Annotated in this window: 20 protein-coding genes; 11 read left to right on the top strand and 9 right to left on the bottom strand. The window is 61.9% G+C overall.

The features are described from left to right. Positions 1-257: 257 nt before the first annotated feature. The 3 genes from A462_RS22390 (at position 258) to A462_RS22400 (ending at position 6,157) form a co-directional block, all read left to right on the top strand. Entirely contained in the window at positions 258-1,883 is a 1,626-nt protein-coding gene (locus A462_RS22390; RefSeq protein ID WP_008433357.1) for an efflux transporter outer membrane subunit, read from the top strand. Positions 1,884-1,987: 104 nt separating this feature from the next. Continuing rightward, positions 1,988-3,100, top strand: a complete 1,113-nt coding sequence (locus tag A462_RS22395; protein WP_008433355.1) for an efflux RND transporter periplasmic adaptor subunit — start codon at positions 1,988-1,990, stop codon at positions 3,098-3,100. 9 nt (positions 3,101-3,109) lie between these two features. Beyond that, a complete protein-coding gene (locus A462_RS22400) occupies positions 3,110-6,157 on the top strand; it encodes an efflux RND transporter permease subunit (protein ID WP_008433352.1) in 3,048 nt (1,015 codons plus the stop codon). A 36-nt stretch (positions 6,158-6,193) separates the two neighbouring features. Here A462_RS22400 and treS read toward each other — a convergent pair whose 3' ends face one another. Together treS and A462_RS22410 are read right to left on the bottom strand one after the other, a co-directional pair. Continuing rightward, the gene (treS, locus tag A462_RS22405; RefSeq protein WP_008433350.1) at positions 6,194-8,245 is read right to left on the bottom strand and encodes a maltose alpha-D-glucosyltransferase; all 2,052 of its coding nucleotides are present in this window, start codon (positions 8,243-8,245) and stop codon (positions 6,194-6,196) included. Positions 8,246-8,367: 122 nt separating this feature from the next. Beyond that, a complete protein-coding gene (locus A462_RS22410; RefSeq protein ID WP_003217767.1) occupies positions 8,368-9,150 on the bottom strand; it encodes an SDR family NAD(P)-dependent oxidoreductase in 783 nt (260 codons plus the stop codon). Positions 9,151-9,278: 128 nt separating this feature from the next. Here A462_RS22410 and A462_RS22415 point away from each other — a divergent pair, with 128 nt between their 5' ends. Then, on the top strand, positions 9,279-10,427 hold the full coding sequence (locus A462_RS22415) for an aldose epimerase family protein (RefSeq protein ID WP_008433348.1): 1,149 nt from the start codon (positions 9,279-9,281) through the stop codon (positions 10,425-10,427). 154 nt (positions 10,428-10,581) lie between these two features. On the opposite strand, the gene A462_RS22420 is transcribed toward A462_RS22415, so the two are convergent. Genes A462_RS22420 through A462_RS22440 form a run of 5 tightly spaced genes read right to left on the bottom strand, consistent with a single transcriptional unit; the run spans position 10,582 to position 16,478 of the window. After that, positions 10,582-11,586, bottom strand: coding sequence for a substrate-binding domain-containing protein (locus A462_RS22420; RefSeq protein WP_003217769.1), 1,005 nt, complete (start codon positions 11,584-11,586; stop codon positions 10,582-10,584). Positions 11,587-11,634: 48 nt separating this feature from the next. Continuing rightward, positions 11,635-12,510 (bottom strand): SMP-30/gluconolactonase/LRE family protein, encoded by an 876-nt coding sequence (locus A462_RS22425; RefSeq protein WP_008433346.1) that lies wholly within the window; start codon positions 12,508-12,510, stop codon positions 11,635-11,637. Positions 12,511-12,549: 39 nt separating this feature from the next. Further along, positions 12,550-14,130, bottom strand: a complete 1,581-nt coding sequence (locus A462_RS22430) for an aldehyde dehydrogenase (NADP(+)) (protein WP_008433344.1) — start codon at positions 14,128-14,130, stop codon at positions 12,550-12,552. Between the two features lie 11 nt (positions 14,131-14,141). Beyond that, a complete protein-coding gene (araD1, locus tag A462_RS22435) occupies positions 14,142-15,134 on the bottom strand; it encodes an AraD1 family protein (protein ID WP_008433342.1) in 993 nt (330 codons plus the stop codon). A gap of 21 nt (positions 15,135-15,155) precedes the next feature. Next, a complete protein-coding gene (locus A462_RS22440) occupies positions 15,156-16,478 on the bottom strand; it encodes an MFS transporter (protein ID WP_008433340.1) in 1,323 nt (440 codons plus the stop codon). A gap of 192 nt (positions 16,479-16,670) precedes the next feature. Between A462_RS22440 and A462_RS22445 the strand changes: the two genes are divergently transcribed. The 3 genes from A462_RS22445 to A462_RS22455 are packed head-to-tail and all read left to right on the top strand — an operon-like array spanning position 16,671 to position 20,126. Continuing rightward, a complete protein-coding gene (locus A462_RS22445) occupies positions 16,671-18,407 on the top strand; it encodes an IlvD/Edd family dehydratase (protein WP_008433338.1) in 1,737 nt (578 codons plus the stop codon). Between the two features lie 56 nt (positions 18,408-18,463). After that, positions 18,464-19,186, top strand: coding sequence for a FadR/GntR family transcriptional regulator (locus tag A462_RS22450; protein WP_008433336.1), 723 nt, complete (start codon positions 18,464-18,466; stop codon positions 19,184-19,186). Between the two features lie 34 nt (positions 19,187-19,220). Continuing rightward, the gene (locus A462_RS22455; RefSeq protein ID WP_008433334.1) at positions 19,221-20,126 is read left to right on the top strand and encodes a LysR family transcriptional regulator; all 906 of its coding nucleotides are present in this window, start codon (positions 19,221-19,223) and stop codon (positions 20,124-20,126) included. On the opposite strand, the gene A462_RS22460 is transcribed toward A462_RS22455, so the two are convergent. Further along, positions 20,119-21,060, bottom strand: coding sequence for a cupin (locus tag A462_RS22460; protein ID WP_008433330.1), 942 nt, complete (start codon positions 21,058-21,060; stop codon positions 20,119-20,121). The two genes, A462_RS22455 and A462_RS22460, sit on opposite strands and share 8 nt — an antisense overlap. Before the next feature lie 543 nt (positions 21,061-21,603). Here A462_RS22460 and A462_RS22465 point away from each other — a divergent pair. Beyond that, a complete protein-coding gene (locus A462_RS22465; RefSeq protein ID WP_003217799.1) occupies positions 21,604-21,984 on the top strand; it encodes a RidA family protein in 381 nt (126 codons plus the stop codon). A gap of 238 nt (positions 21,985-22,222) precedes the next feature. After that, positions 22,223-24,211 (top strand): peptidase U32 family protein, encoded by a 1,989-nt coding sequence (locus A462_RS22470; protein ID WP_008433328.1) that lies wholly within the window; start codon positions 22,223-22,225, stop codon positions 24,209-24,211. Between the two features lie 19 nt (positions 24,212-24,230). Here the strand turns inward: A462_RS22470 and A462_RS22475 are convergent, their stop codons facing one another. After that, positions 24,231-25,130: a DMT family transporter gene (locus A462_RS22475; RefSeq protein ID WP_008433324.1), complete on the bottom strand. Its 900-nt coding sequence runs from the start codon at positions 25,128-25,130 to the stop codon at positions 24,231-24,233. Between the two features lie 130 nt (positions 25,131-25,260). On the opposite strand from A462_RS22475, the gene A462_RS22480 reads away from it, so the two are divergent. Together A462_RS22480 and A462_RS22485 are read left to right on the top strand one after the other, a co-directional pair. Then, the gene (locus A462_RS22480; protein WP_008433323.1) at positions 25,261-25,704 is read left to right on the top strand and encodes an Lrp/AsnC family transcriptional regulator; all 444 of its coding nucleotides are present in this window, start codon (positions 25,261-25,263) and stop codon (positions 25,702-25,704) included. Between the two features lie 96 nt (positions 25,705-25,800). After that, positions 25,801-26,655 (top strand): NmrA family NAD(P)-binding protein, encoded by an 855-nt coding sequence (locus A462_RS22485; protein WP_008433321.1) that lies wholly within the window; start codon positions 25,801-25,803, stop codon positions 26,653-26,655. Positions 26,656-26,967 lie beyond the last annotated feature (312 nt).

Below are 26,967 nucleotides of genomic sequence, written 5' to 3'. Positions count from 1 at the left end.
TTCGTAGGGAGGGCTACGATGAGGGGCTGACGGCCGCATGTAAAATACTTATAACGCATAACCTAATTCGATATTAATGCGTTAAATGCATTTTTGTGGGTGATCGGCGCGCACGGACATTGCGTACCCGCCTGCACCACCTACACTGATTTGAATTCGGCGACTCTCGCGCCATTTTTTCAGCCGTATGGCCCGATGCCCGCGCACTCATTGCTCAACAAATAAAGCAGTTAACCAACTGATTAATCAGAGTAAATATGAAAGAGCAGCCTCGGCAGCTTGCATCGGCACGGCAACCAGTGGCGCACAGCCGCGCCATTTTTCGACCACCCCACCTTCTGGCTCCGTTGAGCCTGCTGTGCATCGCCCTCACCGGCTGCACCGTCGGGCCCGATTTCGCGCGCCCTGAGGTGCCGGCTAACGCCGATTATTCACGAGAAAAACTCACCTCCACCGCCAAGGCCGATATCGACACCGGCGGTGCGGCGCAGCGGCTGATCGCCGGGATGGATATTCCCGGGCAATGGTGGACGCTGTTCCGCTCACCGGAACTGAACGCGCTGGTGGAGGAAGCCTTGCGCGCCAACCCGGATGTCACCGCCGCGCAGGCGGCATTGCGCCAGGCCAACGAGCTGGTCTATGCCGACCAGGCGTCGCTGTTTCCCTCGGTGAGCGGCAACGTGCAGAAGGCCCGCGAGAAAGTATCGGGCGTCACCTCGGGCCTGCCGGAGTCGCCGATTCTCACGGTGAGCTCGGCGTCGCTGAGCGTGTCCTATGCCCCGGATGTATTCGGCGGCACGCGCCGGCAAATTGAATCCACCTCGGCCCAGGCCGAGTACGAGCGCTTCCAGTTGGAGGCGACCTACCTCACCTTGACCTCCAATGTGGTGAACACCGCAGTCAGCCTGGCCTCTATACGCGACCAGATCGCCGCCACCGAAACCATCATTCGGCTACAGAGTGATCAGCTCGACGTCCTGCAGGCGCAGCGCCGGCTGGGTGCTATCGGCGACTCCGACGTGCTCACACAGCAGACCGCGCTGGCGCAAACCCGTGCCACCTTGCCGCCCCTGCAAAAGCAGTTCGCCCAGACCCGCAACCAGTTGATGGCCTACCTCGGCCGGTTTCCCAACCAGGACCGGGACGAGCGCTTCAACCTCGCCTCCCTGCACCTGCCCGAAGAACTGCCGCTCAGCCTGCCTTCGGCCATCGTTGGCCAGCGGCCCGATGTGCGTTCCGCGCAGGCGCAACTGCATCAGGCCAGTGCCAATATCGGCGTGGCCGTCGCCAATCAGTTGCCCCAGTTCAGCATTACCGGGTCGGTGGGCTCCACGGTGGCCAGCGGGACCAAATTGTTTTCGGCGGGCAGTGGGGTCTGGAGCCTTGCCGGGTCGATCACCCAACCGATCTTCGATGCCGGCGCACTCGAACATCGCAAACGCGCTGCCGTGGCCGCCTATGACGAGTCGGCAGCCCGCTACCGTGGCACGGTGATCGGCGCGTTCCAGGACGTGGCCAACGCACTGCGGGCGCTGGAGGCGGATGCCGATGCGCTCAACCAGCAGGTGGTGGCCGAGCGCTCTGCCCAAGCCAACCTGGACCTGGTGCAGGCGCAGTTCAAACTCGGTGCCGTGGCGTACATCAACCTGCTCACGGCCCAGCAAACCTACCAGAACACCGTGCTGGCCCGGGTCAGGGCGCAGGCCTCCCGCTACAGCGACACCACCGCGCTCTTCCAGGCATTGGGTGGCGGATGGTGGAACCGTGCCGATGTGGACCCTGCCACCAAGGGCCGGCCTGATCGGTTCGGCCTGCCGTCGTGGAACGAGATCATGCCGGCCAGGAACGAGGCAGCGCCTGCCGATTCGGCACGGTTCAACTGAACTGAACTCTTGAAACAGCGAGAACATCCATGGCTGACGTCATAACCGCCTCTCCCCTGCCCACCGAGCCCGGCGCACCGCGCAAGCGCCGACTGTGGCGGCCGATGATCATCATGATCGTGGTGGTGCTGGTGATTGTGGCGATCATTGCCGGGGTGAAGTTCGTGCAGATTTCGGCGCTGATCGCCCAGTCGAAAATGCCCCTGCCCGCCTCCGTGGTCACGGCCATGAAGGTGCCGTTCAGCGACTGGCAACCGAATGTCAGCGCCGTGGGCTCAATGAAAGCGGTCAGGGGGGTGGATGTGACCACTGAAGTGGGCGGCATCGTGCGCACCATCGGCTTCACGCCCGGGCAAGAAGTGGCGGCCCAGGCGCTGCTCGTCCAGCTGAATGCCGACTCGGACATCGCGCAACTGCATTCCCTTGAGGCCACGGCTGACCTGGCGGTGATCGTCCTCAAGCGTGACAAGGCGCAACTGGCGGTTAACGCCATCTCCCAGGCACAAGTGGACACTGACACCGCCGACCTCAAAGCCAAGCTCGCCGCCGCCGAACAACAGCGCGCGCTGGTGGCGAAAAAAACCATCCGCGCACCCTTTGCCGGGCGCATCGGCATCACCAGCGTCAACCCTGGCCAATACCTCAACCCCGGCGACAAGATCGCCACGCTGCAAACCTTCGATCCGATCTACATCGACTTCACGGTGCCCCAGACTCAAATGGAGGCCATCGCCATCGGCCAAGGGGTTTCGGTAACGGCCGACGGCCTGTCGAATCAAACCTTCACCGGCAAGATCAGCACCATCGACACCCAGTTCGACGCCACCACGCGCAATGTCACCGTGGAAGCCACCGTCGACAACCCCAAACAGAACCTGGTGCCCGGGATGTTTGCCCGCGCCGTGGTCAACTCCGGTGCGACGCAGCGCTACCTCACCGTTCCGCAGACATCGGTGACCTACAACCCTTACGGCACCACGGTATTCATTGCCACATCGAGCAAGAACGACAAGGGTGAGGAAGTCCTCACCGCGCAACAGACCTTTATCAAGACCGGACCGACCCGGGGCGATCAGGTGGCGATCCTGTCGGGCGTGAAGGAAGGCGACCTGCTGATCACCAGCGGCCAGATGAAGCTCAAGAATGGCTCGCCGGTGAAGGTCGATAACAGCGCCGCGCCGCTGAACGATCCTGCGCCGACTCCCCAAGAACACTAAAGGTGTCCCATGAAGCTTACCGATACCTTTATCCAGCGGCCGGTCTGGGCGATTGTCGTCTCGCTGTTCATCCTGATCCTGGGGCTGCGCTCGATCTTCGAATTGCCGGTGAACCAATGGCCACGCACCGAAAATACCGTGGTCACCATCACCACCGCCTACTACGGCGCGGACGCCTCCACCGTTGCCGGCTTTATCACCCAGCCGCTTGAGTCGGCCATCGCCCAGGCCCAGGGCATCGACTACCTGTCATCAACGAGCATCACCGGTGTCTCGACGATTACCGCCACGCTGCGGCTGAATTACGACGCGAGCAAGGCCCTCACCGAGATCAACACCCAGGTCAACTCGGTCAAGAACCAACTGCCGGCGCAGTCCCAGGAACCGGTGCTGACGGTGGCGGTCGGGCAGACCACAGACGCCATGTACCTGGGTTTCTACAGCGACACCCTGCCCACCAACAACATCACCGATTACCTGGTGCGGGTGGTCAAGCCCAAGCTGGACTCGATCCAGGGGGTGCAAACCGCAGAAATCCTCGGCGGGCGCCAGTTCGCCCTGCGCGCCTGGATGGACCCGAACAAACTGGCGGCGCATAACGTGACCGCCCAGGACGTGTCCACTGCCCTGGCCAACAACAACTACCTGTCTGCGGTCGGTTCCACCCGCGGGCAAACGGTGACAGTCGACCTGACGGCCGGGACCGACTTGCACACGGTGGATGAATTCAAGCGGCTGGTGGTCAAGCAGAAAGGCGATGCCCTGGTGTACCTGGAGGACGTGGCCACCGTTACCCTCGGCGCCGAAAGCTACGACAGCAGCGTGGCGTTTTCCGGCAAGCGCTCGGTGTTCATCGGCATCAAGACGGCGCCGACTGCCAATATCCTGACGGTGGCCGACAGCGTGCGCGAGGCCTTCCCCGAGCTGCAATCCCAGTTGCCCACCGGGGTACGCGGCGAGATCGTGTATGACTCCACGGAGTTCATCAACACCTCGATCTATGAGGTGGTGAAGACCCTGGTCGAGGCAATGATCATTGTATCGGTGGTGATCTACCTGTTCCTCGGCTCGTTCCGCGCGGTGATCGTGCCGCTGGTGGCGATCCCGCTGTCGCTGGTCGGGACCTTCTTCATCATGTACCTGCTGGGGTACTCGATTAACCTGCTGACCCTGCTCGCCCTGGTATTGGCGATCGGCCTGGTGGTGGATGACGCGATTATCGTGGTGGAAAACGTCGACCGGCATATCAAGGAGGAAGGCAAAGGCGTGCTGGAAGCTGCGCTGGTTGCCGCCCGGGAACTGGGTGGGCCGATCATCGCGATGACCGTGGTGCTGATCGCCGCCTACGTGCCCATCGGGCTGCGCAGCGGCCTTACCGGTGCGCTGTTCAAGGAGTTCTGCTTCTCACTGGCGGGTGCCGTGACTGTGTCGGCCGTGGTGGCGTTGACGCTTTCGCCGATGATGACGTCCCGGCTGTTCAAGTCCGGGCAGGAAGAAGGCCGGTTTGCCCGCAAGCTCGATCAGTACTTCGACTGGTTGCGGGGCCGTTACCACCGCGTACTCTCGGGCGGCCTGAACGTATGGCCAGTGCTGGTGACGTTTGGTTTTGTGCTGTTCCTGTTGGTGGCCGCCAGCGGCATGACCGCCAAAAGCGAACTGTCGCCCACCGAGGACCAGGGGCTGGTGTTCATGCAGATCAAGGGCCCGCCCACCGCCTCGCCGCAGCAGATGGAGCGCATCGCCGACCAGGCCTTCCAGATCGCCAACAAAGAGCCGGAATACGCGCAGATGTTCCAGCTGACCGGGTTGCCTATCCTCAACCAGGGCCTGGGCGGTGTGCTGCTGAAAAACTGGGGCGACCGCTCGCGCTCCCAGGCCCAACTGATATTGGAACTCCAGCAGAAATGGAACCAGGTGCCGGGCGCCACCATTGCGGCCTTCCCGCTGCCATCGCTGCCGGGCGCCCAGGGCTTGCCGGTGCAGTTCGTGATCACCACCACCGACTCGGTGGAAAACCTCAACGAAGTCGCTCAGGCCGTGGTGGCCGAGGCGCAGAAACAACAGCTGTTCTATTTCTCCGACATGGACCTGAAACTCGACAAGCCACAAGCCAAGCTGGTGGTGGACCGGGAAAAAATCGCCGCACTGGGCATGACCCAGGCCGACGTCGGTGCGGCGCTGTCCGCGGCACTGGGCGGCAACTACGTGAACTACTTCTCCACTGCCGGGCGCTCGTACAAAGTCATTCCCCAGGTGTTGCAGGTTGATCGCCTCAACCCGGACCAGATTCTCGATTACTACATTCGCACGCCGTCCGGCAGCATGATCCAGGCGCGGACCGTGGCGCATATCGAAACCTCGACCCAGCCGGAATCCATCAACCACTTCCAGCAACTCAACTCGGCGACCCTGTCGGGCGTCAGCGGCGTGGCCCAGGGCGAACTGCTGGCGAAATTGAACACCATTCTGACCAATATTGCGCCGTCGGGTTACACCTCGGACTTCTCCGGCGAATCACGCCAGTTCATGCAGGAATCCGGCGGGTTCTTCGGCCTGCTGATGTTTTCGATCCTGATCGTGTACCTGGCCCTGGCGTTTCAGTTCGAGAGTTTCCGCGACCCGGTGGTGATCCTGTTCTCGGTGCCCCCTGCACTCTTCGGCGCGCTGGCGTTTATCACCATGGGGTTTGCCTCGATCAACGTGTACACCCAGGTGGGCCTGGTGACGTTGCTGGGGTTGATCACCAAGCACGGGATCCTGATCGTGCAGTTTGCCAACGAGTTGCAGCGCGCCGGTCACAGCAAGCGTGAGGCCATAGAAGAAGCGGCCGGCGTGCGTTTGCGGCCGATCCTGATGACCACCGCCGCCATGGTGCTGGGCGTGGTGCCGCTGGTGTGGGCCTCCGGTGCCGGGGCTGCGGGACGGCATGACATGGGCCTGGTGATCTTCGCCGGGTTGTCGATCGGTACCGTGCTGACGCTGTTCATGGTGCCGGCGATGTATATGTTCATTGGCTCCACGCACCATCAGGAGGCGGAACAGCCGGTCCCCGTGTAGGAGCGAGCTGGCTCGCTCCTGCAGTGGATCAGTGGGTCAGATCACTACCCGCAGCGCCAAGCCTTCATACGCATCCAAGGTGATGGTGAAATCACCCTCGGGTGTCAGGTCGCCCTCCACCCGCTCATTGATGATGTCCACCACCGGCCCGGGCGCAATATCGGGCAGGTGCAGGGTTTCAGTAATCGGCGTCGAGCCGAAGTTCAGCGCCGTGATCTGGGTACCTTTGCCCGCCGGCAGCTCGTGCACCATGATCAACAGCCCCGGGTGCTGCACATCCGGCACCAGGATCTGGCGGCTGGCGGCGATGTCGTAGGCTCGGCGCACCGCGAGGATTCTTTGCAGTTGCGAGGCAAATGAATCCGGGTCGGCCAACTGGCTGATCAGGCTGCCATACAAGGTTTTCGGGCGCGGCATCTGCCCGGCGGATTGCTCCGCATCCGGATTCAGGTCCACCAGGTCATAGGCGCCGCGATGGATCCAGCGTGTGTCGCCATCCAGCATCAAGTGGGCCACCTCCTGCGCCGGCAACGGCAATGCGCCCACCAGGTCCCAGCCGGACAGTGCAAACACCCCCGGTTGCATCGCGTTGTACATCACCAGCAGCAGGTGAATCTGGCGGATCTGCTGGATATCCGCCGGGGTAATCGCCTCAAGGTCGCGAATGCCCAGCGCCGCCGTAATGATGCTGGCGGTGGTGCAGGACACGCCGTTGGTCACGAACTTCAGGTTATACGGCGCGTGTTCGCCAGCCAGGCGTTCGTACATCTGCTCACGGATATGCTCGCGCAGGATGCCGCCGGGAAAGGTCTGCCCCTGATAGAGGTAGGTGTCATGGGCGTGCAACGTCCAGAAGTGCACCAGTTCCAGGGTCAGCTCGTCATGGTTCTGCAAGGCGTGGATCAGCGAGCCGGGGTCGATGCCCAGGGTGTGCATCTCCCGCAGCATCAGGCGCAGGAATTCGGTGTCGCCCATCAATAACGCGTGCTGGTAAGCCGGGCGCGTGATGAAGTCGTAGGACAGGTCTGCGCCGCCGTGGGACATGGCGGCGATGTCGTCCACCGTCAGGTTCAGTTCCTGGAAGCTGAAACCGCCCGCCTTGCGAATTGCGCCGCCCAGGATCTGGTTGCCGGTGATGGACAGCGGATGGCTTTCAGACCAGGCGTTACCTTCCAGTTTTCGTTCCACGCCAAGGAAACCGTTGGCGTCAAGGCGCAGGATCTTCGCCCCCATCACGTCGATGGCGTGCAGGGCGTCGCCGATGATCATCTGCTGCGCGGCGAAGGTCGGGTCCAGCCAGTTCAGCGACGGCTGCCCTTCCTTGAAGTAATGCAGGTACACCCAGCGGCGGGGCTTGCCGTCCACGCCGATGACCACATCGGTCGCGCTCCAGTCGGTTTCCTTGACCCCGGGTTCGAAGAAGATCACCCGTTGCAACTGGCCGACGATGTAGTGCTTGTCCCTGAGCACGTCGACCTGCTGCGGGCTGAGGTTCTGCGCATCGCGGCCCTCGCTGATGTCGGGCAGCAGCGGCCAGTCTTCTTCGCGGATCTCCACCATGTGGTAGAGCCCGGGATAGTCTTCGTAGGCCATCTCGGCCAGGCGGAAGTCCGCGCCCTTGCCGGTGTGGGACGGGATCACATCGTCGATGATCACTGCGTTGTGCGCGGCGGCCATGCGAGCCAGCGCCTGAAGCTGGGCTTCGGTGCCCAGTTGCGGGTCGATGTCGAAGCTGATGCGGTCAAAATTGCCGTCAATGGTGGGGGTGTGCTCGGTGCCGGAAAGACCGCCCGAGCGTTTCAATGGACCGTTGTGAATGCCCTGGATGCCGATTTTTGACAGCGCGTGCCACAAGGTTTCATCGCCCAGGGCCTCCAGTACGCTGCCGTTCTCGCGGGTGACGATGGACGCCGGATAGGCCGTGAACCACACCGATGCCAGGGCTGAAGCATCACGGGGCCGTGTATGGGCATATGGCTGTTGCCACAACCGGCCTTGCCCCGAATAAAGCCTGGCGCGCTGCTTGGCGGCATGCAGCATCGATTGTTCCACCAGCCAGGCCACATGTTTCTTATCGGCGTCCGTCATAAATCAATCACCTGCACCCATGAAGTAGTCGGTTGCGGTGGCTGCATATGAACCACCGTTCGTTACTGTATGAGGCCCCGGGCGGCGATTCGTTGCATCCGGGATGGCGACCCTTCCCCGGCCTAGACCCAGCCGCCGTCCACAATGAAGTTCTGTGCGGTACACATCGCCGATACATCAGAGGCCAGGAACAGCGCCATATTGGCGATATGTTCCGGCTCCACACTGCCCGGCAGGCACTGGCTGCGGGCGATCAATTCCCGGGCCGCGTCATCCACCCACATCGCCAGTTGTTTCTCGGTCATCACCCAGCCCGGCACCAGCGTATTGACCCTGATACGGCTGGGCCCAAGCTCCCGCGCCAGGGCCCGGGTCATGCCGTGGGCGGCGGCTTTGCTGGCGGCGTATACCGGGTAGCCGCTGGAAGCCATCATCCAGCCGATGGAACCCAGGTTGATGATCGACCCGCCGCCTGCGGCCTTCATCATCGGCACCACGGCCCGGGCCGCGAAAAACCCGTGCTTCAGGTTGACCGAAATCAGTTGGTCGAACCGCTCCGAGTCGATTTCATCCAGGGTGTGCCGAACGTCGTTGGCGGCATTGTTCACCAGCACGTCGATCGGTCCAAGGCTCTGCGCCAGGCACGCTATCGCGGCCTTGTACGCGATCTCGTCGGTGATATCGCAATGGGCGAATTCGACGGCATGGCCCTCGGCCGACAATATCGCCGCCAATCGGTCGCCCTGCCCTTGCGCCCGGTCCACGAAGGCTACCTTGGCCCCCTGGCGTGCGAAGGCACGCACCATGGCCTCGCCTATCCCGGAAGCACCGCCGGAGATCAGCACGGTTTTATCCCGCAGGTCCGGGTACATCGCCTGCGCGCCGGGCTGTTTTTCAGTGTTCATGGGGCAGTCACTCCGCTGTATTTAGTCTTATTTTATATTGCATGTTTTGCGATATTGGCTATAAATCAGCCCTGCAGCCGAATAAATAGTAGAACTATTTAATTAACAACAATAAAGGTAGCTCAGTCATGCGGCAATCCCGATTCCTGCTTACCGGCCTTGGCCTCTCCCTGGCGGTGGCCAGCCTGGGCGCTCAGGCGGCTGGCTTGTCCAGCGAACACAAACCCTTCGGCAAAACCAATGACGGCACCGCCGTCGAGCAGTATGTATTGCGTAACAGTCATGGCGTACAAGCCACGGTCATCACCTATGGCGCGGTCTTGCAGTCGCTGAAAGTACCCGACAAACACGGCCAGTTCGCCGACGTGGTGCTGGGCTTCGATGACGTCCAGGGCTACCAGGCCGGTACTGCGTTCTTCGGCGCGACCATCGGCCGTTTTGGCAACCGCCTGGACAAGGGCAGCTTTGAACTGGACGGCAAACGCTATCAAGTGCCCCTCAACGACGGGCCGAACTCGCTGCACGGCGGCCCGCAAGGTTTCGACAAGCATGTGTGGAAAGCCCAGCCGGTCAAGCAGGACGATTCGGTGGGCGTGACCCTGAGCTACCTGTCCAAGGACGGCGAGATGGGTTTCCCCGGCAACCTGAAAGTCGATGTCACCTATAGCCTCAACGACAAGAACGAACTGCACATCGACTACAAGGCCACCACCGACAAACCCACGGTGCTCAACCTCACCAACCACAGTTACTTCAACCTCGCCGGCGCCGGCAGCGGTGATGTGCTCAAGCAAGTCGCCACCCTGCATGCCAGCCATTACACCCCGGTCAACAGCACCCTGATTCCCATCGGCGAACTGGCCCCGGTCGCCGGTACGCCGATGGACTTTCTCAAGCCCACTGCCATCGGCCAGCACATCAAGGACGATCATCCCCAGCTGAAATTCGCCGAACCTAAACAAGGTGGCTTTGACTTCAACTGGGTGCTGGATGCCAAGGGTGATATCGGCAAACTGGCCGCCGACGTTCGTGACCCGCAGTCCGGTCGCCGCTTGCAGCTGTATACCAGCGAGCCTGGCGTGCAGTTCTATACCGGCAACTTCCTCGACGGGACGATCAAGGGCAAGGGTGGCAAGCCTTACGCCCACTGGAGTGCGTTCACCCTGGAAACCCAGCATTTTCCCGACGGCCCCAACCAGCCGAGCTTCCCCTCTACCCGTCTCGATCCTGGCCAGACCTACACGCAGAATACCGTGCTGAAATTCTCTGCTGACTAAACCTGTGGGAGCTGTCGAGCTTTGGCGAGGCTGCGATGACGTCGGCACTATCAATATCCAAGGTGCCTGACCCACCGCTATCGCAGCCTCGCTGAAGCTCGACAGCTCCCACAGTACCGGCGTTAGCAGGGCTGCCGGGAAACGTCAGCGGCCATCAGTTCCACAAACCGATCTTTTCCAGCTCCTGCTTGAAGTTCTCGCGGGTGATCAGCGTCACCTCATCCATGGCCGTGTACTTCGGCGGCTCCTTACCCGTAGTGACCCACTCGAACATCATGCTCGCGGTGTTGTAGCCCTCGATGTGCGGGCTGGGCAGCATCGAGCCGAAGAAGCCGCTGTTGGCTTTCTTCAATTCGCCAATGGCATCGGTGCCGTTGATGCCGATGCCGATGACATTCGCCGCCGCAAACCCGGCGCTTTCGGTGGCGCGCACGCCGCCAAGCACGGTGTTGTCATTCATGCCGCCGATGATCAGGTTTTTCGCGCCGCCGGGCAGCTTGACCAGCGCCGAGTTGGTGGCGTCCATGCTGCCGGGGACGTCGAGGGTCTTGAGGGCTGCGTACAGGATGTGATCATCCGGAATGCCCGCGGCCTTCAGGGATTTGACCGAGCCATCAGTGCGCTTTTTACCGGTATCGAGTTCGTTGTAGGTGTTGATCACCGCATAGGTGTCCTTCCAATCCCAGCCACGTTTTTTCGCTTCAGTGGCCATGGCACTGCCCTGCTTCTCGCCCACTTCAAACGCGGCCATGCCCAGGTAAGGCACGTCTTCCATGAAGTTGCCCTTGGCGTCCACAAAACGGTCATCCACGGCGATCACTTTCAAGCCGTTGGCTTTGGCCTTGGCCATGATCGCCGGGCCGAGGGACACGTCCGGCGGGCAAATCACAAAACCCTTGGCACCGTTGGCCGCCAGGCTGTCGATGGCCGAGAGGGTTTTCTCGCCGTCGGGCACGGCGATCTTGATCACCTCGAAGCCCTTGTCCTTGCCGGCCTTTTCGGCGAAGGCCCATTCGGTCTGGAACCAGGGCTCTTCCGCCTGCTTGACCAGAAAGCCGATCTTCACCGGCTCGGCCGCCAGCAACAGGCTGCTCAGGCCGACGGCGGACACCGCCACAGCGGCGCAGCACAGGGAACGGATACCACGACGACGATTCATAGGGTGACTCCTTGTTGTTGTTTTTGAGTGCGTTAAACAGCCTGTTGGTTATCCTGCAAAGCGGTGGCAGATTTTCCCCGGCACATCGACCTCAATGGCCAGCACCGCACCGTCCAGCGGGTGATCCAGCGGGCTGGCGGCACTGGTGATGTACAAGGTCTTGAGGTCGGGGCCTGCGAACACGCAACTGGTGGGACGGCTGACCGGCAATTCGATGACCCGGTCAACTTCACCGTCCGGCGTCAGCCGCAGCAGGCAGCTGCCGTCCCAGCGGGCGTTCCAGATATAGCCTTCGGCGTCCATGGCGGAGCCGTCCGGGCCACCCCGGGAGTGAGGCCCGAACCAGACTTGCGCAGGTGCGAGCTGGCCCTGTTCAGTCATCGGGTATCGATAGAGCGTGCCGTCCAGGCTGTCGCCGAAATGCACGTGGGTGGCGGTGTCGTTCCACAGCAAGGTGTTGGGAATCCCCAGGCCTTGCAGCAACGGCGTGACCTGCCCGTCGGTATCGACCCGGAACAGGCCGCCGGAACGTCGCAGCACCGGCAAGTCTTCACCGTGCTCGCCGATGTTGTTCTGCATGGTGCCCAGCCACAGCCGGCCCTGGGCGTCGCAGCGGGCTTCGTTGGCACGGTTGCCCGGTTGCGGATCGGCGACGCAAAGCAAGGTCAGGCGTGGATCGCTCGGCGTCGAATCGAGGTCGAGGCGATACACGCCGCTGCTCAGGGTCACCAGTGCATCGCCGCTGGCGCACGGAATAAACGCCGAGACCGGCTCAGGCAATTGCCAGGTGTGCAATTGCCCGCCCTGCAGGCGCAAGGCCTGCTGGCCGATGATGTCCACCCAATACAAGGCCTGGCCCGGTACATCCCAGAACGGCCCTTCGCCCAGCCGAGCCCGGTGCGGTGTGACTGCGGTCCACGACATGAAACCTCCTGCTTTCTTGTTGTTTTCAGGTGGTACCGGTTACAGCGCGTCGCGCGACGGCTGCCCATCTACCAGACGCTGAATGCGCAACGGGTTGGCATTCTTCAGCGCGTCGGGGAGCAGGCTATCAGGGTAATTCTGAAAGCACACAGGTCGCAGGAAACGCTCGATCGCCAGGGTGCCCACGGAAGTGCCACGGGCATCCGAAGTCGCCGGATACGGCCCGCCATGGACCATCGCGTCACACACCTCGACGCCCGTGGGGTAGCCGTTGAGCAGGATGCGGCCAACCTTTTGCTCCAGCAGCGGCGTCAACTCGCCGAACTGGGTGAAATCCGCCGGCTCGCCGATGATCGTCGCGGTCAATTGGCCGTGCAGGCCGTGCAACGCCGCAGCGAGTTGGGCCTGGTCGGCGACTTCCACGAACACCGTGGTGGGGCCGAACACTTCCTCCTGCAGCACTTCATCGCCGTTGATCAGCAGGCTGGCGTCCGCTTTGAACAGCTGTGGCTGCGCCTGATTGCCGGTTTGCGTCTGGCCCGCCAGGTGCTCGATGCGAGGATGGGCCAGCAGCGTGTGCAGGCCTTTGCCGTAGCTGTTCAAGGTGCCGGCATTGAGCATGGTTTGCGCGGGCTGGCCGCCGATCAGTTGGGCGACCTGTTGGGTGAAGCCTGTGAACGCTGGCGAGGCAATCCCGATCACCAGCCCCGGGTTCGTGCAGAACTGGCCGCACCCCTGCACCACCGAGGCGACCAGGTCGCGGGCGATGGTGTCTGCCCGGGTTTGCAGGGCCTGGGGCAAGACGATCACCGGGTTGATGCTGGACATCTCGGCGAACACCGGGATCGGTTGCGGGCGTGCCGCCGCCATATCGCACAACGCCCGGCCGCCTTTGAGCGAGCCGGTGAAACCCACGGCCTGGATCGCCGGGTGCTTGACCAGCGCTTCCCCCACACCGCCGCCGAAGATCATGTTGAACACGCCGCCGGGCATACCTGTGCGCTCGGCCGCCCGCATGATCGCATCGGCGACCCGCTCGGCGGTGGCCATGTGGCCGCTGTGGGCCTTGAACACCACCGGGCAACCGGCCGCCAGCGCGGCGGCGGTGTCGCCACCGGCAGTGGAAAAGGCCAGGGGGAAATTGCTCGCCCCAAACACCGCGACCGGTCCCAGGCCGATGCGGTATTGGCGCAGATCCGGGCGCGGCAAGGGCTGACGATCCGGCAGCGCCTGGTCGATCCGCGCGCCGTAGAAATCACCGCGCCGCAGTACCTTGGCGAACAACCGCATCTGGCCGCTGGTACGACCGCGCTCACCCTGGATACGCCCGGCGGGCAATGCCGTTTCGCGGCAGACCAGGGCGACAAAGTCATCGCCCAGGGCGTCCAGTTCATCGGCTATCGCCTCCAGGAACGACGCACGATGCTGCGCGCTCAGGCTGCGATAAGCCGGGTAAGCCTGAGCGGCGGCGTTGGCCGCGGCGTCGACCTCCTGCGCGGTGGCCTGGTAGAAATCAAAGGGCAATGCCTCGCCACTGGTGGCGTCGATGCTCTGCAGGGTGATGCTGCCGGCAGCGCTGCGCTGGCCGCCGATGTAGTTGTGGCCACAAATCCGGGTCATGCCTGTCTCCTTCAAAGGGTGCCTATGCCGCCAGGTGCCACGCCGCTGTTGGCCACGGCAATGCCGTTGATCAATGGCGCGCCGAATTCGGCCTGGCTGATTTCGAACACATCGCCTAGCTGGGTACGAATGCCGTCGGCAAACGACAAGGTGGCGGTGCCGAAGAAATGGATATGCACGTCACCTGGGCGCAGGAACTGGGTGTATTTGAAATGGTGGTATTCAAGGTTTTCGAGGCTGTGGCACATGTTGGCTTCGCCACTGAGGAATTCGTGCTGCCACAACACCTCGCCATTGCGCACGATACGGCTGGTGCCCGCCAGGTGCCGGGGCAGTTCACCCAGGCGCAACTCGGGACCGTAGCTGCAACTGCGCAGCTTGGAGTGGGCCAGGTACAGGTAATTCTTGCGCTCCATCACGTGGTCGGAAAACTCGTTGCCCACCGCGTAGCCCAGGCGATACGGCTTGCCGTCGTGACCAATCACATACAGCCCGGCGATTTCCGGCTCTTCGCCGGCGTCTTCGGCAAACGCCGGCCACGGGAATGGCTGGCCCGGACGCACCACGATGCTGCCGTCGCCCTTGTAGAACCATTCCGGCTGCACACCGGCCTGGCCAGCAGCCGGTTTGCCGCCCTCCACGCCCCATTTGAAGATGCGCATGCTGTCGGTCATCGCGCTTTCGTCACTGGCGTTCTGGTGCATCTTGTCCCGCGCCGACGCACTGCCCAGGTGGGTCAGGCCGGTACCGCTGACCAGCGTGTGGGCCGGGTCCGGGTGATCCAGCGGTGGCAAGATCTTCTGCGCGGCCAGCAGTCTGGCGTAGTCGTGGCTCTCGGCCAGGCCGAGGTGGTCTATGTGCTGTTGCAGGGTGACGCCAGCCTCGATGGCGGCGAGTGCCAGGTCGCGTACCGTGCGGGCGGCCCGCACCTCGCGTACCTGATCGCCGTCGACCACGCCCACTCGGCGTTCGCCGTTGTTCAATTCAAACTGCACTAACCCCATGAGTGTTCTCCTGATTGCCAATTAAGTACGCGTGGCGCCACGGGCGCTGGCGGCGAACTGGTCGGGCGGCAGCACGTGCCTGCGCTCCAGCAACCGATAGACCACCCCGGTCAACACCACCCCGAACAGCATCACGCACGCCAGGAAGTACAAGCCCGACGCAAGGTTGCCGGTGTACTCCTTGAGGGCGCCGATCACGAACGGCCCGATGTAGCCGCCGAGGTTGCCCACCGAGTTGATCAAGGCGATGCCCGCCGCTGCACTCGCGCCGGCAAAGAAACGTCCCGGCAAGGTCCAGAACACCGCCGTGCAAGAGAACAGCGCAAACGCCACCAGGCACAGCGCTGCCAGTTGCCACAGCGGCACTGTCAGCCAGGCGCTGAGGAACAGGCCGATGGCGCCCAACACGTAGAGCACGGCGAGATGACCGTAGCGATCATTCAGGCGATCGGAACTGCGCGGGACGATCAGCAAACCGATGATCCCGAAGATGTAGGGCACTGCCGACACAAACCCGGTGGTCAGGTCGCTGCCGCCAAACTGCTTGATCAAGGTCGGCAGCCACAGGCCCAGCCCATAAATGCTCAAGGTCACCGGCAGGTAGAACAGCGCCAGCAGCAACACGCGTTTGTCCTTCAGCGCATGCAGCGGGTTGCCGTGCCGGGTCTGGCCGTAGGCTTGCAGGTCTTTGGCCAGCTCGCCGGTGAGCCAGGCCTTCTCCGCCTGGTCCATCCATTTCACCTGTTGCGGCCCATCCGGCAGGTAGCGCAGCACCGGCCAGGTCAGCAGGATCGCTGGGGTGCCGATGACGATGAACAACCACTGCCAGCCGTGCAGGCCGAGTATCCCGTCCATGCCGAGCAAGCCGCCCGCCACGGGGCCGGTGATCATCATGGCGATGGGTTGGGACAGGATGAACAGCCCGAGGATCTTACCGCTGTGCCTCACCGGGAACCATTGGGTGATGTAGTAGAGGACACCCGGGAAGAACCCGGCTTCGGCGGCGCCCAGCAGAAAGCGCATCACATAGAAACTGTGGGGGCCCTGGACGAATGCCATGCCGATGGTGATGGCGCCCCAGGTCACCATGATTCGTGCGAACCAGCGCCGCGCGCCGAAACGGTCGAGCATCAGGTTGCTGGGGATTTCCAGCAGGAAGTAGCCAATAAAGAACAGCCCTGCTCCCAATCCATACGCCGCATCGCCGATGCCGACATCCGCGCCCATGTGCAATTTGGCGAAGCCCACGGCCGAGCGATCCACATAGGCAATCAGGTACAGCAAGATCAGGAAGGGAATCAGTTTCAGCGTGATGCGACGTATCAGCCGCTGTTCCTGGCTCATGTGAGCGGTCTCCGATTGTTATTTTTATAGAGCGTTTCGGGTCGCCTCTCGCGGAAAACCGCCAGGGCCAGGCCTCGTTGAATCGGACTATATAGTAATACTATTTAATCAACAACACTTCCAAACACCCGAATTTACGCCTATGTTAAGCCGAGAATGGATCAATATAGTCTTACAATAAGAGAGTCAGCCATGTCCGAGAAAAAGCCCGTCCTGCGCTCCGCCAGCTGGTTTGGTACCGCCGATAAAAACGGCTTCATGTACCGCAGCTGGATGAAAAACCAGGGGATTGCCGATCATCAGTTCCACGGCAAACCGATCATCGGGATCTGCAATACCTGGTCGGAGCTGACGCCCTGCAACGCGCACTTCCGCCAGATTGCCGAGCATGTGAAACGCGGCGTGATCGAAGCCGGTGGCTTTCCGGTGGAATTTCCGGTGTTCTCCAACGGCGAATCGAACCTGCGCCCCACCGCGATGCTCACCCGTAACCTGGCCAGCATGGACGTGGAGGAAGCCATTCGCGGCAACCCCATCGACGGCGTGGTGCTGCTGACCGGCTGTGACAAGACCACCCCGGCGCTGCTGATGGGCGCCGCCAGTTGCGACGTGCCGGCGATCGTCGTCACCGGCGGGCCGATGCTCAACGGCAAGCACAAGGGCCAGGACATCGGCTCGGGCACCGTGGTGTGGCAGCTCAGCGAACAGGTCAAGGCGGGCACCATTACCCTCGACGATTTCCTCGCGGCCGAAGGCGGCATGTCCCGCTCGGCGGGCACCTGCAACACCATGGGCACCGCCTCGACCATGGCCTGCATGGCCGAAGCACTCGGCACTTCCCTGCCCCACAACGCGGCGATTCCCGCGGTGGATGCGCGGCGTTATGTACTGGCGCACATGTCCGGCATGCGTGCGGTGGAGATGGTGCGCGAAGACCTGAAGCTGTCGAAGATCCTGACCAAGGAGGCTTTCGAAAACGCGATTCGCGTCAACGCAGCCATCGGCGGCTCGACCAACGCGGTGATTCACCTGAAAGCCATCGCCGGGCGCATCGGCGTCGAGCTCGACCTGGACGACTGGACCCGCATGGGCCGTGGCATGCCGACCATCGTCGACCTGCAGCCGTCCGGGCGCTTCCTGATGGAGGAGTTCTACTACGCTGGCGGCCTGCCGGCGGTGCTGCGCCGCCTCGGTGAGGCCAACCTGATCCCGCACCCGAATGCCTTGACCGTCAACGGCAAGTCCCTCGGCGAAAACACCCGGGAAGCGCCGATCTACGGCCAGGACGAAGTGATCCGCACCCTCGACAACCCGATCCGCGCCGACGGCGGCATTTGTGTGTTGCGGGGCAACCTCGCGCCACTGGGTGCAGTCCTCAAGCCTTCGGCTGCCAGTGCCGAACTGATGCAGCATCGCGGGCGTGCCGTGGTGTTCGAGAACTTCGACATGTACAAGGCACGGATCAACGACCCGGAACTGGACGTGGATGCCAACTCGATCCTGGTGATGAAAAACTGCGGGCCCAAGGGTTATCCGGGCATGGCGGAAGTCGGCAACATGGGCTTGCCGGCCAAACTGCTGGCCCAGGGCGTGACCGACATGGTGCGGATTTCCGATGCGCGCATGAGCGGCACGGCCTACGGCACCGTGGTGTTGCACGTGGCGCCGGAAGCGGCGGCCGGCGGCCCGTTGGCCACGGTCAAGGAAGGCGACTGGATCGAACTCGATTGCGCCAATGGCCGCCTGCACCTGGACATTCCGGACGCCGAACTGGCGGCCCGCATGGCCGACCTTGCACCGCCCGAGCAACTGATTGTCGGAGGCTACCGGCAGCTGTACATCGACCACGTATTACAGGCAGACCAGGGCTGCGACTTCGACTTCCTGGTGGGCTGCCGTGGCGCCGAAGTGCCGCGTCATTCCCACTAATTGGGACGGGAGCAATGTTATGATGCCGCGTATTTCGCCAGAGTAGCCTCCCTGTTATGGATCAGCAGCCGACCAAGCCGCGCAAGAGCATGCACGCCCAAATCGTCCAGGACTTGGGCATGCACATCGTTTCCGGGCGCTTCAAGCCGGAAGAACGGTTGCCCATGGAGGCCACCTTGTGCGAGGAGTACAAGGTCAGCCGCTCGGTATTGCGTGAGGCGACTCGGGTGCTGAGCGCCAAGGGCCTGGTGATTTCCAAGCCCAAGGTCGGCGCTGTGGTGCGCCCTCGGGTGCAGTGGCACTTGCTGGACCCGGACGTGCTGACCTGGCTGATGCAGTCGACACCCCACAGCGAGTTTTTCAACACCCTGGCCGGTGTACGCCGGATCCTCGAGCCGGAAATCGCCGCGATGGCCGCGACCACCGCCACCGACGCCGACATCGCCACCATCGAAAAAGCCTACCTCGGCATGGAAACCGCCAATACCCACGACGCGCTGTTACAGGCCGACCTGGACTTCCACCGCGCAATTGCCGATGCGACCCGCAACGACTTGCTGGCCTACATGTGCAACATGCTGTCGCTGCCACTTCGCGAGTCCATCAACATCACCAACCGTCGCCCCGACATCCAGGGCCTCAGCCTGCCCCGGCACAAAGCGATCCTCACCGCGATCAAGAACCGTGATGCCCTCGGCGCGCGGCATGCCTCCCTGGTGCAACTGGACGATACCCGGGTGGCGCTGGACACCGTGATGAACGTGCTGACGCCGCTGTAGCGCCAGGCAACCCACCGTCAAGTCGAGGCCGCCCTTGGATTACTTCGCTGCGTTAACCGCCTTTGTCGAAGCCGCCGAGGGCAATAACTTCTCCCGTGCCGCCGACCGGCTTGGCATCAAGGCTTCCACGGTTTCACGCTACGTGAAGGACCTTGAACAGGACCTCGGCATCGCCTTGTTCAACCGCTCTACCCGTACGCTGCACCTGACCGAGGGTGGCCAGACATTCCTGACGCACGCACGCCGGGTGCTGGACGAGCTGGAACAAGCCAAGGCGGCCACCTCCGCGCTGAACGAACAACCACGGGGCGTCCTCAAGCTCAACCTGCCGCCCGCCTTTGCCCGTCACCATATCCTTCCCACCTTGAATGCCTTCCTGGCCCGCTACCCGCAGATCAAGCTGGAACTGGTGCTGGACGACAGCCACGTCAACCTGATTCATGCCGGCGCGGACCTGGCGATCCGCATTGGCACCCTGGCGGATTCCACGTTGAAGGCACGCAAGATCTGCGATGAGCGCTACCGGCTGGTGGCCAGCCCGGCGTTTTGCCGGGAGTATCCGGCGCCGGTCAACCCTGCCGACCTGGCTGCCATGCCGGCGATCCTGGGAGCGGCTGACAGCGCATTTGCCAACGGGCGTGAGGTGTCACCGCTGGTGCATAAAGACAGCATCCGGATCAACGACCTGGACGCACAATTGATCGCCGCACAACAGGGCCTGGGATTTGCCTTGCTGCCCGACTGGCTGGTAGCCAAACCCATTGAAACCGGCGAGTTGCTGGTGTGGTTGCCTGAGTGGGAAATCCGCATCGCAGGCCGTGAATCGGCGGTGTGGTTCGTGTATCCACCCAAGCGCATCGTGTCTTCCAAAGTGCGGTGCTTCATCGACTTTATCGTCGAGCAGATGGGCGAATCACCGCACTGGAAACGTTTCAACTGAAGCGGATATCCAGCGACCGCAGATAGGTTTGCAGCCCCGCATCCTGGATCGGAATCAGGAAGGCTTCCGTGTCGGACTCATTGAAGTGGGCATGCCAGTAACCTGGCGGCGTCACGAACGCCAGGCCCGGCGACCAGTCGACCCGCACCGGGTTGCGGATCTGCCCATCGGCGTCCAGTTCGGTGCCCACCAGCGAATAGCAGCCTTTGGGGCAATCAATGATGAAATCCAGCGCAATCGACTGGTGTCGGTGGGGCTTCTGAATCGACCCCGGCGGCAGGATGCCGTACATCGCCCACAGCACATGGGTCACGGTGCGAGTCTGCGGGAAGTTGCGATTGCCCAGCAGGATGCTGATACGGCTACGGTCCTGGGCGCGGGGATCATCGGCCGCTTCCCGCAGTTTTGCGTTGGCCAGCTCCGCGGGATACAGCGTCGGCACGAAGCGATCGGCACTGCGGATCACGCCCAGGTAACGCAACAGCGGCTCATCGTGGACGTAATACAGGCGCGCATCCTCTGATGCGCTGAACCGCGCTTGCTGCAGACCTGGCAGCGCAATGAAGCAGCCTTTGGTCCAGTCGATGCGGTGCGCGCCCTGAACCACACTGCCCTGCCCGGCGATGACATAAAACACCTGTGAGGTGGCGTTGGGGTGCAGTTCCAGCGTATCGCCGGCGTTCAGGCGAATGAAGTTCGCACACAGCCCCGGACCGGTGGCCGGACCTTCGCAACCCAAGGCATCGCTGAGGTCCAGCGGCACTACCCGAGAGGGCCCACTGTCGTACAGCGAGGCCGGGAAGCTGTGATAGGGAATGCGCGTGATCAGGTTCGCACTGATGGGATTGGCGGCCTTGCTGTACTCAAAGTATTCGGCATCGAGCAGGTGCTGCGGTTGGGTATCGGCCACGTCAGGCTTGAATTCGCTATTCATTATGATCACCTCAATCTACGACTGGATTTCGCATGCCCCGTGGGGCGCTGCGGCGGTGAAAGAACTATAGGCATTCAGCGGCGGTGGATTAATCCCTCATCTTGCACAGCAGTTGTGCGAAATGGGGCAGGCACAAGCCTCTCTTGGTGTACTGATAGTTTGATTCAACCAACTATCAAAGTGCCACTTTATAAATAAGTTAAATATATATACATCAGCGCCCATAAAAAATCCGCCGCAGAGACTGCGGCGGCAAACCAAAGGATGTTGTCGAAGCAGAGCGGCTAAGACAGGGTTAAAACTACAGCAGCGTGCGCATATGCACAGTGAATTTTAATTAATCGAGTTTAATCGGCAGTGCACCTGCACACGCAACTATTGGCAATTAAACTATCCACGAAACAACAGACTAGTTAAACAAGCACGGTTGATCGTGGACTTTCGTTTTACCTTGCTGCTTCGCCGAAAAGGCCCGGGTTTGCCCCGGGCCTTTTTTTCGGGGACCATATCGGCCTTCTTTCTGATGTCACCCAAGGGAATCCCATGGCCAACCACGACCTCGCCTTCACCCCCGACCTCGACCCTGACTCCATCTCCTCCGACGTCATCGGTTTCAACGGCATCCTCGTCTCCACGCAAATCCCTACCCGCGCCGACGGCAGCCTGGAGCTTGGCGATATCACCCTGCAAAGCGAATGCACTCTGCAAGCCCTGAAGGTTGCGCTGGAACGCGCCGGCAGTTCGATTGACCGGGTCATGCACCTGACCATCTACCTGACCGACATGGCCGACCGCGCCGCTTTCAATGAAGTCTACAAGCGCTACTTCGCCAAGCCTTGGCCGGTGCGTGCGGCGGTTGGTGTTGCCGCCCTGGCCGTCGAAGGCATGCGGGTTGAAGTCACTGCGATGGCCGCCAAGGGCTGAGCCAAACGCTCTATATCAACCAACGATGATCAAATGTGGGAGCTGTCGAGCTCCAGCGAGGCTGCGATGGGATCGCCTCGGTGTCACTGATACACCGCGGTGTCTGCATCGCGGGCAAGCCCGGCTCCCACCGTTGAGTGCATTCCAATTTGGGAGCACACCTGGGGCTTGATAGATGTCGATAGCGCATTTCACAGCTACAATGCCCGCCTCCGTGACAAGCCTGACTAAAAAAACTATGTCCTTGCCCAAGCATCACCTGGAATTGCTCAGCCCTGCGCGCGATGTTGCCATCGCCCGCGAGGCCATCCTGCATGGCGCCGACGCCGTGTACATCGGCGGCCCGAGTTTCGGCGCGCGCCATAACGCCTGCAACGACGTGAGCGATATCGCGCAGTTGGTGGAGTTCGCTCGGCGCTACCATGCGCGGGTGTTCACCACCATCAACACGATCCTGCACGACAACGAGCTTGAGCCGGCGCGCAAGCTGATCCACCAGCTCTACGATGCCGGCGTCGACGCGCTGATCGTCCAGGACCTGGGGGTGATGGAGCTGGATATCCCGCCCATCGAACTGCATGCCAGCACCCAGACCGACATCCGCACCCTGGGCCGGGCCAAGTTCCTCGACCAGGCCGGTTTTTCGCAGCTGGTGTTGGCCCGTGAGCTGAACCTGCAGGAAATCCGTGCGATTGCCGATGAAACCGATGCCGCCATCGAGTTCTTCATCCACGGTGCCTTGTGCGTGGCCTTCTCCGGCCAGTGCAACATCTCCCACGCCCAGAATGGCCGCAGCGCCAACCGTGGCGATTGCTCCCAGGCCTGCCGCCTGCCCTACACCCTCAAGGATGACCAGGGCCGTGTGGTTGCCTTTGAAAAGCACCTGTTGTCGATGAAAGACAACAACCAGAGCGCCAACCTGCGCGCCCTGGTGGATGCCGGCGTGCGTTCGTTCAAGATCGAAGGCCGCTACAAGGACATGGGCTATGTGAAGAACATCACCGCCTATTACCGCCAGCGCCTGGACGAGATTCTTGAAGACCGCCCGGACCTGGCCCGCGCTTCCAGCGGCCGCACCGCGCATTTCTTCCTGCCGGACCCGGAAAAGACCTTCCATCGTGGCAGCACCGACTACTTCGTCACCGACCGCAAGGTCGACATCGGCGCCTTCGACACCCCAACCTTTACCGGCCTGCCGGTGGGTGTGGTGGAAAAAGCCGGCAAGCGTGACTTGCAAGTGATCACCCATGAGCCGCTGTCCAACGGCGACGGCCTCAATGTGCTGATCAAGCGTGAAGTGGTGGGTTTCCGCGCTAACATCGCCGAGCCAAAAGGTGAGTTCGAAGAAGACGGCGAGAAGCGCTACCGCTACCGCGTCGAGCCCAACGAGATGCCGGCCGGCCTGCATCAGTTGCGCCCGAATCATCCGCTGAACCGCAACCTGGACCATAACTGGCAACAGGCGCTGCTCAAGACTTCCGCCGAGCGCCGTATCGGTGTGTCGTGGAACGTTCGCCTGCAGGAAGACCGCCTGGAACTGACCGTCACCAGCGAAGAAGGCATCAGCGCCAGCGTTGCGCTGCCCGGCCCGTTTGGCGTGGCCAACAAGCCGGAACAGGCCCTGGAAACCCTGCGCGACCTGCTGGGCCAACTGGGCACCACCCAGTACCACGCCACCGCGATCGAACTGGATGCGCCGCAGGCGTTCTTCATCCCGAACTCGCAGCTCAAGGCCCTGCGCCGTGAAGTGATCGAGGCGCTGACCGAGGCGCGTATCCAGGCTCATCCACGGGGCGGCCGCAAGGCGGAAACCACGCCGCCGCCGGTGTACCCGGAATCGCACCTGTCGTTCCTGGCCAACGTCTACAACCAGAAGGCCCGCGACTTCTATCACCGTCACGGTGTGCAACTGATCGATGCGGCGTATGAAGCCCACGAAGAAACCGGCGAAGTGCCGGTGATGATCACCAAGCACTGCCTGCGGTTCTCGTTCAACCTGTGCCCCAAACAGGCCAAGGGTGTGACGGGGGTGAAGACCAAGGTCGCGCCGATGCAGTTGATCCACGGCGACGAAGTGCTGACGCTGAAGTTCGACTGCAAGCCTTGCGAGATGCACGTGATCGGCAAGATCAAGGGCCACATCCTCGGCCTGCCGCAACCCGGCAGTGTGGTGGGTTATATCAGCCCGGATGACCTGCTCAAGACCATCCCGCGCGGCGCACATTGAGTCGCCGGTGAGCGTCATGCTACGGCGTGACGCTCATCACTGTTTTCGAACGCCACCACCAACCCCGCTGCAACCCCGCCGCCGCCAGCAGAATGGCCGCCACGCCCAGCCATTGCAACCAGCCCAGGCGATGCCCAAAGGCAATCCAGTCGACAAAGATTGCCGCAATCGGGTAGATAAACGACAGCGCCCCGGTGATTGCCGTCGGCAACTTCTGGATCGCGCCATACAGCAGCACGTACATCAAGCCGGTATGCACCACGCCTAAGGTCAGCAATGCCGCCCAAGCATCCATCGATGCAGACAGGCTGTGCCACTGCATCAGCGGTGCCAGCAGCAAGGCGCCTGTGGTCACCTGGATCAACGCCATCAAATGCGGCGGCACCTCCTTCAAGCGCTTGATGATCAGGGCGGCAATCGCGTACAAAAGCGCCGCGCCCAGCGCCAATGCCACGCCCACCAGATAGTCGTCCCCGGTATTTGACTGATCGCCATGGGCAGTGACAATCGCCAGCATTCCCACGAACGCCACGCTCAGCCAGGCGAGCTTTTGCACGGTGATTTTCTCGCCCAGGAACACTGCCGCCAGCATCACCAACATGAACGGCTGCACGTTATACACCGCTGTACTGATGGAAATGGATGCCCTGGCGTAGGACTCGAACAGCAGCAACCAATTACCCACGATCGCCACGCCGCTGAGCATCGCCAGCCCGAGCTTGGTGTAGTCCAGCAAGTCCAGGCGCAGATAGCCGAGCAGCCAGCACACCACCAGCAACGTCAGCGCGCCGATCACGCAGCGCCAGAACACCACTTCCACCACCGGCACTCCCGACACCAGCACGAACCAGCCGATGGTGCCGGATATGAGCATGGCGGCAACCATTTCCCATGAACCGCGACGTATGGATTTGTCCATGATTGAGCTCCTCAAGTGAGGCTCAATTATGGCAATCTGGCCTGTAGCGACTCCAGATTCTAAATAAGGCGAACCTTGCATTTCGCCTATTCTTATTAGGCAAACCTGAGCAATCGCTTTCGGAGCGACCATGATTGACAGCATTGACCAGCAACTGATCGCCGCGCTGATGGACGATTCGCGCCTGTCCCTCAAGGCCTTGGCGGGTATCACCGGCCTGTCCTCCCCCAGCGTCGGCGAGCGGCTGCGGCGCCTGGAAGAGCGCGGCGTGTTGAAGAACTACACCGTGGACATTGACCCCAAGCATTTTGGCTATCTGCTGCAAGCCATCGTGCGCATCCGCCCTTTGCCCGGAAAATTGCAAGAGGTGGAGCGGCAAATCCAGGCGATCCCCGAGTTCACCGAGTGCGACAAGGTGACCGGCGATGACTGCTTCATCGCACGCCTGCATGTGCGCACCATGGACCAACTGGACACCCTGCTGGACCGGCTCAACGCGTACGCCGAAACCAACACGGCCATCGTCAAGAAAACCCCGGTAAAGCGCCGGCTGCCACCGCTGGGTGATTCGTGATTTTGAGTCACTGATGCAGTGACGGAATCGCTATTCTGTCAATCCAGGGCGGTGTTTATGCTTGATCCACACATTGGAACAACAGGCGTAAACACCATGTATGTCATCACCGGAATCACAGGCAAAGTCGGCGGCGCCCTCGCGCGCTTTCTCCTCAACGATCGTCAACCCGTGCGCGCAGTCATTCGCGATGCCAGCAAAGGCGCCGTATGGGCCGCCCTTGGTTGCGAGGTCGCCATCGCCAATATGGACGACGCTGCGGCCCTCACTGAAGCATTCAAGGGTGCCACCGGCGTGTTCATCCTGCCGCCTTCGGATTTCGACCCGGAGCCGGGTTTTCCCGAGGCGCGCAAAGTGATTGCCGCCGTCGCTCAGGCCATTGAAGCGGCAGCCCCGCAGAAAGTTGTTTGCCTGTCGACCATTGGCGCCCAGGCCGAACACCTGAACCTGCTGACCCAACGCACCTTGATGGAACAGGCGCTGAGCGCGTTGAACGTGCCGGTGACCTTTTTGCGTCCGGGCTGGTTCATGGAAAACGCCGCCTACGACGTAGCCACTGCCCGCGAACACGGAGTGATCCACAGCTTCCTGCAACCGCTGGATAAGACCGTACCGATGATCGCCACCGCCGACGTCGGCCGCCTCGCTGCGCAATTGTTGCAGCAACACTGGAGCGGGCGTCGGGTAGTTGAGCTGGAAGGCCAATGGGTCAGCCCGAACGACATCGCTCGCACGTTGACCGAAGTGCTTGGTCGTGGTGTGACAGCACAGGTGGTGCCTCGCGATGCGTGGGAGCCGATGTTTCGTGAGCAAGGCGCGCAGAATCCAATGCCGCGCATGCGCATGATTGATGGGTTTAACGAAGGTTGGATCTGCTTTGAGCAGGCGGACGTGGTTAAGGGTGAGACCACATTGCTCAAGGTGCTGCGGGAGTTGGCTGCAAAAACCTGATGCCATGCCTGCAAGCCAGCTCAGTGATTGGGTACATATCCGTTATTTGGGTAACGGCGGCGTATGGTTTCGCTCTTACAGCGAGTCACTTTGCAAAAGCGGCAAAGTCCACCAAACGGCATTGCTCCGCGGGCCGCCGCTCCGCAATACCTGCGTTCGGCCTCGGACTTATTGGGGCAGTCAGATCAAAATCAAAAGCAARAGCACAGCGGCCTCCCGGCSGGCTTGAGTGTTAAAAGCAAAAGCAAAGACCAGAGCGAAAACARATCTGCTTTTCTGTGGGAGCGGGCTTGCTCGCGAAAAACCTGAGAG

Source organism: Pseudomonas sp. Ag1 (genome assembly GCF_000278565.1).
Taxonomy (GTDB): domain Bacteria; phylum Pseudomonadota; class Gammaproteobacteria; order Pseudomonadales; family Pseudomonadaceae; genus Aquipseudomonas.
The sequence above is the reverse complement of the archived record's forward strand: the minus strand, read 5'-3'. Positions and strand labels throughout refer to the sequence as shown.

Excerpts from the sequence above, each read along its gene's own strand:
- A462_RS22390 (WP_008433357.1), top strand. The coding sequence starts at position 258 with ATGAAAGAGCAGCCTCGGCAGCTTGCATCGGCACGGCAACCAGTGGCG.
- A462_RS22395 (WP_008433355.1), top strand. The coding sequence starts at position 1,988 with ATGATCATCATGATCGTGGTGGTGCTGGTGATTGTGGCGATCATTGCC.
- A462_RS22400 (WP_008433352.1), top strand. The coding sequence starts at position 3,110 with ATGAAGCTTACCGATACCTTTATCCAGCGGCCGGTCTGGGCGATTGTC.
- treS (WP_008433350.1), bottom strand. The coding sequence starts at position 8,245 with ATGACGGACGCCGATAAGAAACATGTGGCCTGGCTGGTGGAACAATCG.
- A462_RS22410 (WP_003217767.1), bottom strand. The coding sequence starts at position 9,150 with ATGAACACTGAAAAACAGCCCGGCGCGCAGGCGATGTACCCGGACCTG.
- A462_RS22415 (WP_008433348.1), top strand. The coding sequence starts at position 9,279 with ATGCGGCAATCCCGATTCCTGCTTACCGGCCTTGGCCTCTCCCTGGCG.
- A462_RS22420 (WP_003217769.1), bottom strand. The coding sequence starts at position 11,586 with ATGAATCGTCGTCGTGGTATCCGTTCCCTGTGCTGCGCCGCTGTGGCG.
- A462_RS22425 (WP_008433346.1), bottom strand. The coding sequence starts at position 12,510 with ATGTCGTGGACCGCAGTCACACCGCACCGGGCTCGGCTGGGCGAAGGG.
- A462_RS22430 (WP_008433344.1), bottom strand. The coding sequence starts at position 14,130 with ATGACCCGGATTTGTGGCCACAACTACATCGGCGGCCAGCGCAGCGCT.
- araD1 (WP_008433342.1), bottom strand. The coding sequence starts at position 15,134 with ATGGGGTTAGTGCAGTTTGAATTGAACAACGGCGAACGCCGAGTGGGC.
- A462_RS22440 (WP_008433340.1), bottom strand. The coding sequence starts at position 16,478 with ATGAGCCAGGAACAGCGGCTGATACGTCGCATCACGCTGAAACTGATT.
- A462_RS22445 (WP_008433338.1), top strand. The coding sequence starts at position 16,671 with ATGTCCGAGAAAAAGCCCGTCCTGCGCTCCGCCAGCTGGTTTGGTACC.
- A462_RS22450 (WP_008433336.1), top strand. The coding sequence starts at position 18,464 with ATGGATCAGCAGCCGACCAAGCCGCGCAAGAGCATGCACGCCCAAATC.
- A462_RS22460 (WP_008433330.1), bottom strand. The coding sequence starts at position 21,060 with ATGAATAGCGAATTCAAGCCTGACGTGGCCGATACCCAACCGCAGCAC.
- A462_RS22465 (WP_003217799.1), top strand. The coding sequence starts at position 21,604 with ATGGCCAACCACGACCTCGCCTTCACCCCCGACCTCGACCCTGACTCC.
- A462_RS22470 (WP_008433328.1), top strand. The coding sequence starts at position 22,223 with ATGTCCTTGCCCAAGCATCACCTGGAATTGCTCAGCCCTGCGCGCGAT.
- A462_RS22475 (WP_008433324.1), bottom strand. The coding sequence starts at position 25,130 with ATGGACAAATCCATACGTCGCGGTTCATGGGAAATGGTTGCCGCCATG.
- A462_RS22480 (WP_008433323.1), top strand. The coding sequence starts at position 25,261 with ATGATTGACAGCATTGACCAGCAACTGATCGCCGCGCTGATGGACGAT.
- A462_RS22485 (WP_008433321.1), top strand. The coding sequence starts at position 25,801 with ATGTATGTCATCACCGGAATCACAGGCAAAGTCGGCGGCGCCCTCGCG.